The sequence below is a fragment of the Hydrogenophaga sedimenti genome (assembly GCF_051857515.1).
Lineage (GTDB): Bacteria > Pseudomonadota > Gammaproteobacteria > Burkholderiales > Burkholderiaceae_C > Hydrogenophaga.
Map to the genome: position 1 here is coordinate 1 of NZ_JBPZHA010000005.1, position 14,783 is coordinate 14,783.

15 protein-coding genes and 1 pseudogene are annotated in these 14,783 nt (G+C 67.1%); 8 read left to right on the top strand and 8 right to left on the bottom strand.

From position 1 onward, the window contains the following. Positions 1–289: 289 nt before the first annotated feature. A pseudogene (locus ACS5NL_RS09420) lies at positions 290–394 on the top strand (ABC transporter ATP-binding protein); the annotation flags it as partial. A gap of 6 nt (positions 395–400) precedes the next feature. Here ACS5NL_RS09420 and ACS5NL_RS09425 read toward each other — a convergent pair. Beyond that, positions 401–1,168, bottom strand: coding sequence for an IclR family transcriptional regulator domain-containing protein (locus ACS5NL_RS09425; protein WP_439353482.1), 768 nt, complete (start codon positions 1,166–1,168; stop codon positions 401–403). A 140-nt stretch (positions 1,169–1,308) separates the two neighbouring features. Here ACS5NL_RS09425 and pobA point away from each other — a divergent pair, with 140 nt between their 5' ends. Both pobA and ACS5NL_RS09435 read left to right on the top strand, forming a co-directional pair. Beyond that, positions 1,309–2,481, top strand: a complete 1,173-nt coding sequence (gene pobA / locus ACS5NL_RS09430; RefSeq protein WP_439353483.1) for a 4-hydroxybenzoate 3-monooxygenase — start codon at positions 1,309–1,311, stop codon at positions 2,479–2,481. A 67-nt stretch (positions 2,482–2,548) separates the two neighbouring features. After that, positions 2,549–3,472, top strand: a complete 924-nt coding sequence (locus tag ACS5NL_RS09435) for a CoA transferase (RefSeq protein ID WP_439353484.1) — start codon at positions 2,549–2,551, stop codon at positions 3,470–3,472. A 10-nt stretch (positions 3,473–3,482) separates the two neighbouring features. On the opposite strand, the gene ACS5NL_RS09440 is transcribed toward ACS5NL_RS09435, so the two are convergent. After that, entirely contained in the window at positions 3,483–4,175 is a 693-nt protein-coding gene (locus ACS5NL_RS09440; RefSeq protein WP_439353485.1) for an aspartate/glutamate racemase family protein, read from the bottom strand. A 125-nt stretch (positions 4,176–4,300) separates the two neighbouring features. Here ACS5NL_RS09440 and ACS5NL_RS09445 point away from each other — a divergent pair, with 125 nt between their 5' ends. Next, the gene (locus ACS5NL_RS09445) at positions 4,301–4,762 is read left to right on the top strand and encodes an Lrp/AsnC family transcriptional regulator (protein ID WP_500684329.1); all 462 of its coding nucleotides are present in this window, start codon (positions 4,301–4,303) and stop codon (positions 4,760–4,762) included. 18 nt (positions 4,763–4,780) lie between these two features. On the opposite strand, the gene ACS5NL_RS09450 is transcribed toward ACS5NL_RS09445, so the two are convergent. Beyond that, positions 4,781–5,398, bottom strand: coding sequence for an ATPase (locus ACS5NL_RS09450; protein ID WP_439353487.1), 618 nt, complete (start codon positions 5,396–5,398; stop codon positions 4,781–4,783). A gap of 23 nt (positions 5,399–5,421) precedes the next feature. Then, a complete protein-coding gene (locus ACS5NL_RS09455) occupies positions 5,422–5,769 on the bottom strand; it encodes a TA system antitoxin ParD family protein (RefSeq protein WP_439353488.1) in 348 nt (115 codons plus the stop codon). A gap of 87 nt (positions 5,770–5,856) precedes the next feature. Here ACS5NL_RS09455 and ACS5NL_RS09460 point away from each other — a divergent pair, with 87 nt between their 5' ends. Further along, entirely contained in the window at positions 5,857–6,267 is a 411-nt protein-coding gene (locus ACS5NL_RS09460; RefSeq protein ID WP_439353489.1) for a DUF1294 domain-containing protein, read from the top strand. Between the two features lie 27 nt (positions 6,268–6,294). On the opposite strand, the gene ACS5NL_RS09465 is transcribed toward ACS5NL_RS09460, so the two are convergent. Together ACS5NL_RS09465 and ACS5NL_RS09470 are read right to left on the bottom strand one after the other, a co-directional pair. Beyond that, a complete protein-coding gene (locus ACS5NL_RS09465; RefSeq protein ID WP_439353490.1) occupies positions 6,295–6,807 on the bottom strand; it encodes a bacteriohemerythrin in 513 nt (170 codons plus the stop codon). Positions 6,808–6,943: 136 nt separating this feature from the next. Continuing rightward, positions 6,944–7,912, bottom strand: coding sequence for a TraB/GumN family protein (locus tag ACS5NL_RS09470; protein ID WP_439353491.1), 969 nt, complete (start codon positions 7,910–7,912; stop codon positions 6,944–6,946). Positions 7,913–8,127: 215 nt separating this feature from the next. On the opposite strand from ACS5NL_RS09470, the gene ACS5NL_RS09475 reads away from it, so the two are divergent. Next, entirely contained in the window at positions 8,128–8,688 is a 561-nt protein-coding gene (locus ACS5NL_RS09475; RefSeq protein ID WP_439353492.1) for a hypothetical protein, read from the top strand. Positions 8,689–8,728: 40 nt separating this feature from the next. On the opposite strand, the gene ACS5NL_RS09480 is transcribed toward ACS5NL_RS09475, so the two are convergent. Continuing rightward, positions 8,729–9,718 (bottom strand): choline sulfate utilization transcriptional regulator, encoded by a 990-nt coding sequence (locus tag ACS5NL_RS09480; RefSeq protein ID WP_439353493.1) that lies wholly within the window; start codon positions 9,716–9,718, stop codon positions 8,729–8,731. A 123-nt stretch (positions 9,719–9,841) separates the two neighbouring features. On the opposite strand from ACS5NL_RS09480, the gene betC reads away from it, so the two are divergent. Together betC and choX are read left to right on the top strand one after the other, a co-directional pair. Beyond that, positions 9,842–11,362, top strand: coding sequence for a choline-sulfatase (betC, locus tag ACS5NL_RS09485; protein WP_439353494.1), 1,521 nt, complete (start codon positions 9,842–9,844; stop codon positions 11,360–11,362). A 38-nt stretch (positions 11,363–11,400) separates the two neighbouring features. Beyond that, positions 11,401–12,351, top strand: a complete 951-nt coding sequence (gene choX / locus ACS5NL_RS09490; protein WP_439353495.1) for a choline ABC transporter substrate-binding protein — start codon at positions 11,401–11,403, stop codon at positions 12,349–12,351. A gap of 30 nt (positions 12,352–12,381) precedes the next feature. On the opposite strand, the gene ACS5NL_RS09495 is transcribed toward choX, so the two are convergent. After that, the gene (locus ACS5NL_RS09495; protein ID WP_439353496.1) at positions 12,382–14,751 is read right to left on the bottom strand and encodes a YgiQ family radical SAM protein; all 2,370 of its coding nucleotides are present in this window, start codon (positions 14,749–14,751) and stop codon (positions 12,382–12,384) included. Between the last annotated feature and the right edge of the window lie 32 nt (positions 14,752–14,783).

Consider the following 14,783-nt stretch of genomic DNA (forward strand, 5'->3'; position numbering starts at 1 on the left):
TTTGCGCGTGCGCCGCGTACTCAGATTCAGGCCAAGTTCTCGTTGGGTCATCACGCCATTGTTCCTGTCGTGCCTCGCTCATGCCATTCGGGCTTGACCGGGGGTTTTGAACACCATCCCTAAAGAAGTGCATAGCAGGCAGTCAACGGCTTGCTCAAGAGACTTTGCCTTCTCGGCAACCCGATCGCGACAAGGAGTTGATATCGCGCCAGCGCGACGGCAGCATGTGCCTGCATCCAGGAAGACGCATCTGCGGCCGGACCAGGCATGGCGGCATCAGCAGGGTCTTCGTGACCGCAACGTCATCCTCGTCAAGGGCGAGGTGGTGTTCGAGGGGTCTTCGGAAGAACTGCTGTCCGGGCCGGAACTGCTGGAACAGTATCTGGGCGTCTGACGCCGCTCAGAGCAGCGGCCGCAGTTCCCGCGCCGCATCCAGCAGCAGCGGCAACAGGTCCTTGCGCATCACCGCCGGCACCAGGCGGTCGGGCGCGGCCACCACGTTGAGCGCCGCCACCGTCTGCCCTTTCATGTTGCGCAGTGGCACCGCCAGCGCGTGCACGCCCAGCTCGTGCTCTTCGCTGGCGACCGCGAAGTCGTCGGCCTTCACCTGCGCCACGATCGCGCGCAGGGCCTTGTGATCCACCGTGGTTTTCGGGGTCAGGCGCGGCAACTCACGGCCCTTGAGCCATGCAGCGAACTCCGGCTTCGTCATCGCCGCCAGCAACACCCGCCCGGTCGAGGTGGCGTGCACCGGCAGCCGGGCACCCAGATGCAGGCCATAGGCCATCAGCCGCTGGCCGCCGACCGACGCGCTGCGCGCCACGATCACCACCTCATCCCCATCCAGCACCACGGCCGAGAACGATTCGTGCGTCTGCGCCGCCAGACGGTTGAGCGTGGGCTGCAGCAGGCGCGGCAAGCGCGCCGAGGCGAGGTAGCTGCCCGAGAAGCGCAGCACCTTGGCTGAGAGCCAGTAATGCGTGCCGTCGGTGTCGAGATAGCCCAGGTATGCCAGCGTGAGCAGGTGGCGCCGGGCGGCGGCGCGCGTGAGCCCGGCGCGCTCGGCCGCCTGGGTGGCGTTCAGGCGCTGGCGTTCGGTGTCGAAACTCTCCAGCACGGCCATGCCCTTGGCCATGCCTTCGATGAAATCCGCCTTGGCGATCTCCATGCAGGTTCTCCAGCAAAGTGTTGCGCGATCATCGCACAAGCAAGCCAATCACCGCACAGAGTCGTCCCGCAGGGCATGGTCAAGCGGCGCCCGGAAACCTACAGTCCCGTCACCCGTTCCACACAACCAGGAGACATTCCATGCGCACCCAAGTCGCGATCATCGGCGGCGGCCCCTCCGGCCTGATGCTTTCCCAGCTTCTGCACCTCAAGGGCATCGACACCATCGTGCTCGAACGCCAGAGCCGTGAGTATGTGCTGTCGCGCATTCGCGCCGGCGTGCTCGAACACGGCTTCGCCAAGCTGATGCGCGAAGCCCAGTGCGGCGAGCGCATGGACCGTGAAGGCGAAATCCACGACGGCTTCCTCATCTCCGACAACGGCAAGATGAACCGCGTCGACCTGCACAAGTACAGCGGCGGCAGCTCGGTGGTGGTGTACGGCCAGACCGAACTCACCCGTGACCTGTACGAAGCACGCGACAAGATGAACGGCGTGGTGATCCACAACGCCGAAGACGTGCAGCCGCACGACCTCAAGAGCGACCAGCCCTACGTCACCTACCGCAAGGGCGACGAGGTGGTGCGCATCGACTGCGACTATGTGATCGGCGCCGACGGCTTCCACGGGGTGAGCCGCAAGTCGATCCCGCGCGAGGTGCTCAAGGAATACGAGAAGGTCTATCCCTTCGGCTGGCTGGGCGTGCTCTCGCGCACCAAGCCAGTGTCGCCCGAACTGATCTACGCCAAGCACGAACGCGGCTTCGCGCTGTGCTCGCTGCGCTCGCAGGTGCTCTCGCGCTACTACATCCAGGTGCCCCTGACCGACACGGTGGAAGACTGGAGCGACGACAAGTTCTGGGAAGAACTCAAGCGCCGCCTGCCCGCCGACGTGGCCGAGCGCCTGATCACCGGACCCTCGATCGAAAAGTCGATCGCGCCGCTGCGTTCCTTCGTGGCCGAGCCGATGCGCTACGGCAACCTGTTCCTGGCCGGCGACGCGGCCCACATCGTGCCGCCCACCGGCGCACGCGGTCTCAACAGCGCCGCGTCGGACATCTACTACCTCTACCACGCGATGGTCGCGCACTACAAGAACGGCGACGACTCCGGCCTGGAGAACTACTCGGCCAAGGCCCTGGCCCGCGTCTGGAAGGCGCAGCGCTTCTCGTGGTGGATGACCACCATGCTGCACACCTTCCCCGACAACCTGACCTACGACCAGAAGCTGCAGCAGACCGAGCTGGAGTACCTGTTCTCGTCCGAGAAGGCCCAGGGCTCACTGGCGGAAAACTACGTCGGCCTGCCGTTCTGAACGGCCCCGGTCACAGCTGTCGCCCGGACGCTGGCCGGGCGTCAGCGTTCCGGGTTAAAAACGGGTCATGGCTGCCAAGAACCCCTCCTCACCCACCACGTCCAAACCCGCCGCCGCGCTCAAGCCCCTGCGCGGCGTGCGCGTGCTCAGCCTCGCGCTGAACCTGCCCGGCCCGGCCGCCTTCCTGCGCCTCAAGGCCATGGGGGCGACCTGTCTCAAGGCCGAGCCGCCCGGCCCCAAGGGGACCAGCGGGGACCCGATGGGTCAGTACAACCGCGGCGCCTACGACACGCTGCACGCCGGCATCAAGGTCGTGACCCTCGACCTCAAGACCGAGAAGGGGCAGCAGAAGCTGCACCAGGAACTGGCGCGCACCGACGTGCTGCTGACCTCGTTCCGCCCTTCGGCACTGGCCAAGCTCGGCCTCTCGTGGAAAGCGCTGCACAAGGCCTACCCGGCGCTGTCGGTGGTGGCCATCGTCGGCGCGCCCGGCGCGCGCGCCGAAGAGCCGGGCCACGACCTGACCTACCTCGCCGACGCCGGCCTCGTGACCGGTCTGGACCTGCCGGCCACGCTGTTTGCCGACATGGGCGGCGCGCTCATGGCCAGCGAAGCGGCACTCACGGCCGTGCTGGTGCAGAAGACCAGCGGCAAGGGCTCGTTCCAGGAAGTCGCGCTGAGCGACGCCGCCGCCTGGCTCGCCCTGCCCCGCAGCTGGGGCCTGACGCAGCCCAAGGGCGCCGTCGGCGGTGCGCACGCGGGCTACCGCGTCTACCCCTGCAAGGACGGCCGCGTCGCCGTGGCCGCGCTGGAGCCGCACTTCGCGGCCTCGCTGTGCGCCGCGGCCGGCGTGGCGATGAACGGCATGGGCAGCATGTTCCAGCCCGCGACCCACCAGGCGATCGCCGCCTTCCTGGCCGGCCAGACGCGCAAGCAGCTCGATGCGCTCGCCACCGCACGCGACATTCCGCTGCACACGCTCGGCAGCTGAACGCCCGGCCTCAGTTCGCCAGCGAAAACTCCACCGCTGCCAGCGCGTGCAGGGCGGTGGTGTCGAAGGTCGGGATCGGGCTGTCTTCGGGGCGGATGATCAGCGGCAGCTCGGTGCATCCCAGCACCACACCTTGCGCACCGCGCGAGCGCAGGTCGGTGATGCAGCCGGTGAACCACTGGCGCGAGACCTCGTGCAGCTCGCCGCGGCACAGCTCCTCGAAGATGATGCGGTGGATCTCTTCGCGCTGCACCTCGTCGGGTAGCACGCAGCGGATGCCGCGCTGCGCCAGTCGCTCGACATAGAACGCCCGCTCCATCGTGAAGCGCGTGCCCATCAGGCCGACCGTGTCCAGCCCCTGCGCGAGGATGGCGTCGGCCGTGACATCGGCGATGTGGATCAGCGGCACGTCGGTCGCGGCCTGCACCTGCGGCGCCAGCTGGTGCATGGTGTTGGTGCCGATCAGCAGGCACTCGGCGCCGGTGTCGGAGAGGCGCCGGGCGGCGTCGCACAGGATGCCTGCCATGCCGTCCCAGTCGCCCGCGCGCTGGCGCTGGGCGATGTCCTGGAAATCGAGGCTGACCAGGTTCATGCGCGCGCTGCTCAGGCCGCCCCGGCGTCGCGCCACCTCGCGGTTGATGATCTGGTAGTAGAGGGTGGTCGACTCCCAGCTCATGCCGCCGATCAGGCCAATGGTTTTCATGGGTGCTCCGTGCTGCGTTGAATGCAGGAAGTTTCCCATCGCTCCCGGGGAAATGGCTTGCCTTTTTCGCCTTATGAAGCGCAATATTGAGCATTGATTTGCTCAAATCGACCATGAAAAGAAAACTGGATGCCACGGACCGGCAAATTCTCGCGATCCTGCAGCGCAACGCGGAAACCCCGCTGGCCGAGCTCGCCGCCGCCGTGCACCTCTCGTCCACGCCCTGCTGGCGCCGCATCCAGCGCCTGCGTGAGCAGGGCTTCATCACGCGCCAGGTCGCCCTGGTCGACGCCGCGAAGATCAACCTGGGCGTGACCGTCTTTGTCTCGGTGCGCACCAGCCAGCACAACCAGGCCTGGTTCGAGCGCTTCCGCGACGCGGTGCGCGACATTCCCGAAATCGTCGAGCTCTACCGCATGAGCGGCGACGTCGACTACCTGATGAAGATCGTGGTGCCCGACATCGCCGCCTACGACCGGGTCTACCAGCGGCTGATCCGCTCGGTCGATCTCTCGGACGTCAGCAGCAGCTTCGCGATGGAAGAACTCAAGAACACCACCGCCCTGCCGCTGGACTACGCCGACTGAAGGGCACTGCCGCCGTCTTCAGCGTTGCGGCGTCGGGGTCAGCACCTCGCGCGCCCAGCCCGGCAGTGGCCCGGCCTGCCAGCTGACCACCCCCGCCCGCAACCGCGCCACCTGCCGCGGCGGCTGGAACGGCTCGCCCGGCGGCACCGAGGTGTCGTAGAGCAAGGCCAGATCGGCTCGCCGCACCGCCACGCCCAGGTGCCGCACCGTGCGCGGGTACCGCGCCAGGATGCGCTCGGGCGGTACCGGGTGTCCGCCCTCCTTCACGCGCTGCGCCACGCGCCCGAGCAGTTGCTGCGGATCGTCGACGCAGACCACCAGCAGCACCACCGCGAAGCCGGCCCGCTTCGCCGCGGCCATCAGGTCGAGCTTGGAGGTGTGCGAGAACACGGTCTCGCTGGCGAACGAACGCCCCTGTTCGAGGCACTGCGCCCGCCGCGCGTCGGCCCACAGACGCGCCTGCCGGGAACGCTCGGCCGGGTCGGCCACTTGTTGCAGCTGCGCCGCCTCGTGCAGGTCGGCGTTGATGAACTCGGCACCGGCGGGAATCAGGCCCTCGGCCACGGCCGAGCGGTAGAGCGTGGACTTGCCGGCGCCGTTGGGACCGGCCAGCAGATAGAAAACCGGGGCGGCCAAACCGGGCGTCGCCTGGCGAGGGTTCAGGCGGCGCGGGGCAGCGCGGCGTCGGCCTTCTGGCGGTTGGCGCTGACCGTGCTGCGCACCGCCTGCACCAGCCGGCCGGTGGTTTCAGCATCGGCAAAACGCGCCTCGATCGCGTCCAGCGACTCGTCCAGGGCACCCCCACTCTGGCGGGCGTCGTAACGGGCGATGGCCTCGCGGGCCTCCTGCACCGTCAGACCGGTTTCGTCGGCGATGCGGCCCAGCGTGGCCCAGTATTCGATCTGCCCCGCCACCGAGCGGCGCTGCGGCTGGGCCGCCTCACGCGCCTGCTGCACCAGGGCAGCGGGCAGTTTCACGGAAGCAAACGGACTCGGGGATGCGGGCATGACAGACTCCTGTTTGGCGCATTTTGCGCCAAAGTGCGGCATTCGGCAAATTCGTATCATCGGCTGCTCAAGGAGGAATGCGCCGTCATGCGAAAACAAGGCACCGTCCGCCGAGCCCAGGCTGCGCGAACGAAAGCGCCCGCCTGGCCTGCGTTCACGCTGATGCTGGTCTGGGCTGGTCTGCTCATCGCGGGTGTGGCACTCGGTCGCCTGGGCTGGCTGTTCCTGCCGGCGGCCCTGCTCCTCAACCTGGTCACCTTCTTCGTCTACTGGCGGGACAAGTTCGCGGCGACCAAGGGCGCCTGGCGCACGCCGGAAGACACCCTGCACCTCTTCGGCCTGCTCGGTGGCTGGCCCGGTGCGTGGTTTGCGCACCAGATCCTGCGGCACAAGTCGGCCAAGCAGGCGTTCCGCAATGTCTACTGGATGACGGCGATCCTGAACGTGATCGCCCTGGGCGCCTGGGTGCTGCTGCCCTGGCTGCCCTTGCCCCATTGAAGTGGCGCCCTGCCAGGGCGCCAGGACTTATTCGCCGCCGCCGAACAGCCGCGCGAAAAAGCCCTTCCTCTTCTTCAGGTGCAGCTCGCGGATCAGCTCCTCCTTGATCTGGGCCTTCATGTCGGCGTCGCCATGGCCGACATTCTTCAGGTAGATCTTCACCGAGTCGCCGTAGCTGCGGTCGTCGTTGCGGATGTGGTTGAACAGCCAGCGTGAGAGCATCGCGTGCAGTTCGGACGCCACGTCTTCGCCCGCGTCGAAGCGCATGCGGTACTCGCCCACCTTGCGGGTGAACAGCTCGTGGATCTTCTTGTGCGGGCCGGCAAACATGTAGCCGGCGTCCGCCATCAGCGACTCCTCGAACGCGAAGTGCGACAGCGTGTAGTCGACCATCTCGTCGATCACGGCGCCGACGGCCGCCCGGTCGTGGTGGTCGCGTGCGTCGTAGAGCTGGTTGATGTATTCGACGATCCGCTTGTGCTGACCGTCGATTTCGCGGATGCCCGTTTCGAGATCGGACGTCCAGTTCAGATGTGCCATGTGGGTGCCTCTCGTCAGGTGACAGGTGCCACCCGGAAAAGTGACAAATTGTGAGAGAGAACCCGCGCCGTTGCTGGTGAATCCGGCGCTTTCATGACTTATCTCAACCCTTCAGGCCAGGGCAGTACACGAAAGTTCAGTACACCCGGGTAACCTTGAAGCCTTTGCCCTGCAGCAGCCTGGGCAGGCCCTGCGGTCCCACCATGTGCAGCGCCCCCACCGCCGCGAACACGCTCACGTCCACGTGCAGCCGTTCGATCGCATCGGCCAGCCCGGGGTTGCGCCCGTCCACCAGGCGCGCATAGGCCTCGCGCTCGGTCGGCGTATTCAAGCAATCGCACCAGTCCGCATAGGCCTCGATGTCCTTGAGGTCGCGCGCCTCCCAGGCGCGGGCCAGCCGCTCCAGCCCCTGGTTGGCCATCGGCCGCTGCAACTCCGCCAGCGCCTCGCGCACCATGGACGCCGCCTCGTCGTCGTCGCGCGCGAGGATCGCCGAGAGCTGCGTCTGCGCTGTCTCCAGCCCCACCACCGGACGCTGACCACCCAGGCTGCGCACCAGCAGCACCGACTCGGCACCGTAGAGCGGAAACAGTCCCAGGCGCTGCGCCTGCGCGACCGCCAGCTGAGAGACATGAAATTCCGCCGCGCCCCGGTCCAGATCCGCCGCCGGCAGGCACTCGGCCGCCCAGGCCGAGCGCAGCGACTGCATCAGCTCGGCCGGCAGCGCCCGTGGTGGCCCCTGTGTCGCCCCCCGCAGGGCCGACTGCACCGCGGGGTCGGTCACATCGATCTCCAGCGCCAGCACGCCGGTGCGCGACAGCGACGCCTCGGCCCGCGGCCCCAGCGCAAACCACTCCGGCCGCCCGGCGTGGATCGTCCCGTACAGATAGGAGTCGCGCCCGTTGCGACCGATGCGCCAGAGAAAGCCCCGGTCGGTCGCCTGCTGCTGGGCCTTGAGCATCAGTTCGCGGCTGGGGGGCGTGGGCTGGGGCGGGCAGGAATTGGCGTCGGCTGGCGCGGCGATGGAGCTTGCCGCGGAGCACAGGCCGGCAAAGGCCAAGGCGAGTCTGGCGAATTGACGGCGGGACAGCGGGCGAAATGACATCGGTGAATTGTCGGCGCTGTGCCCAGTGCGATGGCCCGTGGCCAACAAGACCACAACCGGGTTGCGCCCAGCCCCCCGGCAAGCAATCGGCTCACCCCGACCGCTGACTCCTGAAAAGAGTGCAGTACGATATTTCGGTCAATTTGCTTTCAATCGTTAATATTTTTTACACCTTATCCACTATTCGCGGTGGTCATCTTTCAAGGAGGAACTTCATGAATCGCTTGTCCAAAATGTTTTTTGCCGCGGCAGGAATCTCGATCCTGACCGCCTGCGGCGGGGGCTCCAGTGAGCCTGCCGACGCCTATGTCGGCGCATGGAGGTCGGCCTGCTATTCCTATGTGGGAAATGACGGCAATACCTACTTTGCAAGAGACACGAACAACTTCACGAAGGCTTCAGCGACCTCTCTGAACGTGACCTTCTCCGATTCGACCGCACACGCCGACCCTGCCTGCAACAACGTGCTGGGTGCCATTTCCAATCCGGCCGGTGGAACTGTCCAACTGGGACCCAAGGCCAGCTTTTTGGGTGGCGAAGTGGACTCGATCAGCGCGACCTTTCCCTCGCGCACTTTGGTTGGCTACATGACGGTCAGCGGATCACAGCTGTTCATCATTGCAGAAGCACCCAACATCCCTCTCACTGGCTGGGGTGTCGGATCGCCCTACACCAGAACCGAGGCCAAACAAGCGCCTGCATCTGCGCTGCTCAAGAGCATCGGGGTCAGCGATGGTCTGGCTCCGGCAACACCGCTGGGTGGGTACTCCAGGTAACAAGCCACGGCCCGAAGCTGCCCAACAGACCCGGGCCGATTCAAGGTGCGGTGGGGGCCGCGTCGGGCTCTGGCTGTGAATGTCCGGTGGCAGTCACCGCTGCGCCGAACGGGCTGTCGGCCAGCGCCTGCGCACATTCCTGCACCATCCAGCGGCGGAAGCGGTGCAGGGCTTCGCTGTTGCGGCGGCTGTTGGGCTCCACCAGAAAGTAGCCCCGCTCCGTGCGCTGCGGGCTGTCCACGGCGGGCACCAGCTGGCCGCTGCGCACCAGCTCGTCCACCAGCGGGGCCCAGCCCAGCGCCACACCCTGTCCCGCCGTGGCGGCCTGAATGACCAGCGGGTAGGTGTTGAGCGTGAGGTCGTGCCCGGTGCCCGTGCGGCGCAGGCCGTGGGCGGCGAACCAGCCGTCCCACTGCTGCCAGCGCTGGGGTTCGGCGCTCTCCAGGTGCAGCAGCGGCAGCGCCCGCATGTCGGCGGCCTGCCCGCTCAGGCGCTGCCGCGCAAAAAACGCCGGGCTGCACACCGGCACCACGATCTCGGGGATCAACGCTGTCGCGCTGCAGCCGGGCCACTGCCCGTCGCCAAACGCAATGGCCATGTCCACCGCTTCGCCGCGGATGTCGAACTGGTTCTGGCTGGTGACGATGCGCACGTCCAGCTCCGGCACCAGCTCGCGCAGCGTGGCCAGGCGCGGCATCAGCCAGTAGGTGGCAAAGCCGAAGTCGGTGGCCACGGTCAGCACCTGGCGCTCGCGCCGCGCGCGGATCTTGGCCGCCACCTCGCCGATCCCGCTCAGGCTCTCGCGCACCGCCGCGACGAGTTGCAGGCCCTCGGGCGTGAGCGAGACGCCGCGGTGCTCCCGCTTGAACAGGGCCGCGCCCAGGTCGTCCTCCAGCAGGCCGATGCGCTGGCTCACCGCCGGCTGGCTGGTGCCCAGCTCGCGGGCGGCGGCGGTGAAGCTCAGTTGCCGCGCCGCGGCCTCGAAAAACACCAGGCTTTGCAATGGGGGGAGTCGGCGCGCATCTCGCATAAGCCCACTTTATACGTCCATAAGCAATACCGGGCTTCACCCCTCTCAAACGCCTCCCTAAACTGGCCCTCACACATAAACCCGTTTTATGTTTTTCAAGCCGCTGACAGGGAATCCGCACCCGTGAACCGACCCAACATCCTCATCCTCATGGCCGACCAGCTGACCCCGTCGGCGCTGGCCGCTTATGGCAACACGGTGTGCAAGACGCCCACCATCGACGCGCTGGCCGCCGCCGGTGTGGTGTTCGACTCGGCCTACACCAACAGCCCCCTGTGCGCGCCGTCGCGCTATGTGTTCCTGTCCGGCAAGCTGCCGTCGGCCATCGGGGCCTACGACAACGCGGCCGAGATGCCGTCGGAAGTGCTGACCTTCGCCCACCATCTGCGCCACGCGGGTTACCGCACCGTGCTCTCGGGCAAGATGCATTTCTGCGGCGCCGACCAGACCCACGGCTTTGAAGAGCGGCTGACCACCGACATCTACCCCGCCGACTTCGGCTGGACCCCGGACTGGGAACACCCCGAGGTGCGCCCCAGCTGGTACCACAACATGGGCTCGGTGCTGGACGCCGGCCTGTGCGTGCGCACCAACCAGCTGGACTTCGACGACGAGGTCGTCTTCCTCGCGCAGCAGAAGCTGTTCGACATCGCCCGCGACGCCGACCCGCGCCCGTTCTGCATGGTGGTGTCCATGACCCACCCGCACGACCCGTATGCCATCCCGCGCGAATACTGGGACCGCTACCGCCACGAAGACATCGACATGCCCAAGGTGCGCGACGACATGGTGCCGCGCGACCCGCACACCCAGCGCCTGCGCCATGTGAGCGACATGGACCGCACCCCGGTGAACGACGAACAGGTGCGCAACGCCCGCCACGCCTACTACGGCGCGGTGTCGTACGTGGACGACCAGATGGGCCGCATCCTGAAAACGCTGGAGCAGGCCGGCCAGGCCGACAACACCATCGTCGTCGTGCTGTCCGACCACGGCGACATGCTGGGCGAACGCGGGCTTTGGTACAAGATGACCTACTTCGAGAACGCCTGCCGCATCCCGCTGATCGTGCACGCGCCCCAACGCTTCCAGCCGGCGCGGGTGGCGGCCAGCGTGTCGTCCATGGACCTGTTGCCCACGCTCATGGACCTGGCCTTCGACGGTGCCGCCCCCGAGCGGCCCGAGCCGCTGGACGGCCGCAGTCTCTGGGGCCACCTCACCGGCCAGGGCGGGCACGACGAAGTGGTGGGCGAATTCCTGGGCGAAGGCGCGGTGGCGCCGCTGGTGATGCTGCGCCGGGGCACGCTCAAGTTCGTGCACACGCCGGTGGACCCGGACCAGCTGTACGACCTGGCGGCCGACCCGCTGGAGCTGCACAACCTCGCGGCCGACCCGGCCCACGCGGTCACGTTGCAGGCCTTCCGCGGCGAGGTCGCCCAACGCTGGGACATGCCCGCGCTCACGGCCGAAGTGATCGCCAGCCAGAAGCGCCGCCGCTTCCATTACGCGGCGCAAAGCCAGGGCGCGGCCCAGCCCTGGGACCACCAGCCCTTCCAGCCCGCCAGCCAGCGCTACATGCGCAACCACATCGACCTCGACACGCTCGAAGCCCGCGCCCGTTTTCCGACTGTCCGTTCCGCCTGATCCACCCTTCCCATCCTTCACCTTCTGAGGAGTTCTCCATGGCCCATCACCGCCTCGTTCTTGCGTCCTGTGCTGCGGCACTGGGCCTGCTCGCCAGCCACGCCCAGGCCGCCGAGCCCGAGTCCTGCCGCCAGGTCCGCATGGCCGACCCGGGCTGGACCGACATCACCGCCACCAACGCCTTCGCCGGCGTGGTGCTCAGCGCCCTGGGCTACGAACAGAAGGTGTCGTCCCTGAGCGTGCCCATCACCTACGTGGGCGTGAAGAAGGAACAGATCGACGTGTTCCTGGGCAACTGGATGCCGGCCCAGAAAGCGCTGGTCGAACCGCTGATGAAGGAAGGCTCTCTGGAGGTGGTGCGCGCCAACCTGCCCGGCGCCAAGTTCACGCTGGCGGTGCCCGCCTACGTGGCCGACGCCGGGGTGAAGACCTTCGCCGACCTCGCCAAGTACGCCGACAAGTTCGACAAGAAGATCTACGGCATCGAGTCCGGCTCGCCCGCCAACCAGAACATCAAGAAAATGATCGACGCCAAGAGCTACGGCCTGGACGGCTGGTCGCTGGTCGAATCGAGCGAGCAAAGCATGCTCAGCCAGGTGGCCCGCAAGGAAAAGGGCAAGGACTGGATCGTGTTCCTGGCCTGGGAGCCGCACCAGATGAACACCAAGTTCCGCATCAGCTACCTGGACGGTGACAAGGACTACTTCGGCCCCAACTACGGCAGCGCCACGGTCAACACCGTCTCGCGCAAAGGCTACGCCGCCCAGTGCACCAACGTGGGCAAGCTGTTCGCGCAGATGGAATTCAGCGTGGACCTGGAAAACAAAGCCATCACCGAGGTGCTGGACACCAAGATCGACGCCAAAGCCGCCGCCATCAAACAGCTCAAGGCCAACCCCAAGGTGCTCGACACCTGGCTGGCCGGCGTCAAGACCTACGGTGGCGACGACGGGCTGGTCGCGGTGAAGAAGGCGCTGGCGCTGAACTGACGCGGCGGTGGGGTGCCCTTACCCGGCGCCCTACCGCCCCTTGCCCTTGACCCCCGCCCGCGGCGGCAAGCCCGTGTGCTGGGTGAGGATGCGCCCCTTGACCGGCGCCTTGCCGGCGGCGCCTGAGGCAGCGGCGCCCTTCGCCGCACCACCCGGCTTCACCACCGCCGCCGCCCGCTCGCTGGCTTTCGCGCCCACAGGCGTGCTGTTCTTCTTCCGTGCACTCTGGTACCCGCCGTCGGTCATCGGCTGGAAGGTCGGGATCAGGTGGTGTTTGCCGTTGCCGATCAGGTCGGCGCGGCCCATGGCCTTGAGCGTTTCGCGCAGCAGCGGCCAGTTGTTCGGGTCGTGGTAACGCAGGAAGGCCTTGTGCAGGCGGCGGCGTTTTTCGCCGCGCACGATGTCCACCCGCTCGGCCCGGTCGTCGCGGTGCACGCCCTTGAGCGGGTTGAGGTTGGTGTGGTACATGGCCGTGGCGGTGGCCATGGGGCTGGGGTAGAAGGTCTGCACCTGGTCGGCGCGGAAGCCGTTTTTCTTCAGCCAGATCGCGAGGTTCATCATGTCCTCGTCGCTGGTGCCGGGGTGCGCGGCGATGAAGTACGGGATCAGGAACTGCTTCTTGCCCGCCTCTTCGCTGTACTTCTCGAACATGGTCTTGAAGCGGTCGTAGCTGCCGATGCCGGGCTTCATCATCTTGGACAGCGGCCCGCCTTCGGTGTGCTCGGGCGCGATCTTGAGGTAGCCGCCCACGTGGTGCTGCACCAGTTCCTTGACGTATTCCGGGCTCTTGACGGCCAGGTCGTAGCGCAGGCCGGAGCCGATCAGGATCTTCTTGATGCCCTTCAGGGCCCGCGCGCGGCGGTAGATCTTGATGAGCGGGTCGTGGTTGGTGGTGAGGTTCTGGCAGATGCCGGGGTAGACGCAGCTGGGCTTGCGGCAGGCGGCTTCGATGGCGGGGCTGCGGCAGCCCAGGCGGTACATGTTGGCGGTGGGGCCGCCGAGGTCGGAGACCACGCCGGTGAAGCCGACCACCTTGTCGCGCATCTCTTCGACTTCGCGAATGATGGAATCTTCGGAGCGGCTCTGGATGATGCGGCCTTCGTGCTCGGTGATGGAGCAGAAGGTGCAGCCGCCGAAGCAGCCACGCATGATGTTCACGGAAAAGCGGATCATTTCCCAGGCCGGGATCTTGGTCGCACCGTCGTGTTTGCCGTGTTCGTCGGCGTAGGCCGGGTGCGGGCCGCGGCCATACGGCAGATCGAACACGTAGTCCATCTCGGCCGTGGTCAGCGGGATCGGCGGCGGGTTGATCCAGACGTCGCGCGCCGTGGCGCCTTCGCCGTGCGCTTGCACCAGCGCGCGGGCGTTGCCGGGGTTGGTTTCCAGGTGCAGCACGCGGTTGGCGTGGGCGTAGAGCACGGCGTCGCTCTTGACCTGTTCGTAGCTGGGCAGGCGGATCACGGTGCGATCGCGCGGCAGCTTGGCCACGCCGCCCAGGCCCTGCGGGCGGTGGATGGTGATGGGTTTGACCTGCGGATCGCTCGCCGGGGCAGAAGCGCCCTCTTCCTTGGAACAGCTCTGGCCCTGCGCCTGCGCCTGTTCGCTGGTGGTCTGGTAGGGGTTGATGTGGTCTTCGACGTGGCCGGGCTGGTCGACCTCGGTCGAATCCAGCTCGATCCAGCCCTCGGCCGTCGGGTCGCCGGGGCGGCGCACGAAGGCGGTGCCGCGCACGTCGGTGATCTGCTCAATGGGTTCGCGCGCGGCGATGCGGTGCGCCACCTCGACCAGCGCGCGCTCTGCATTGCCGTACAGCAGCAGGTCGCACTTGGCGTCCACCACGATGGACCGGCGCACCTTGTCGCTCCAGTAGTCGTAGTGGGCGATGCGGCGCAGGCTGCCTTCGATGCCGCCGAGCACGATGGGCACGTCCTTGTAGGCCTCGCGGCAGCGCTGGCTGTAGACGATGGCGGCGCGGTCGGGGCGCTTGCCGCCCACGTCGCCGGGGGTGTAGGCGTCGTCGCTGCGGATCTTCCGGTCGGCGGTGTACCGGTTGATCATGGAATCCATGTTGCCCGCGGTCACGCCCCAGAACAGGTTGGGCTTGCCCAGCGCCTTGAAGGGCTCGGCGCTCTGCCAGTCGGGCTGGGCGATGATGCCGACGCGAAAGCCCTGAGCTTCGAGCACGCGGCCGATGACGGCCATGCCGAAGCTGGGGTGGTCCACATAGGCATCGCCGGTCACCAGGATGATGTCGCACGAATCCCAGCCGAGCTGCTCCATCTCCGCCCGGCTCATGGGCAGGAAGGGCGCGACGCCGAAACGCTTGGCCCAGTACGGGCGGTAGCTGGTCAGCGGCTTGGCGTTGCGCGCGAAAAAGGAGACGTCGATCGGGGCATTCATGGGGGGCGCTCGGGGTAACCCGCAAGTGTAGG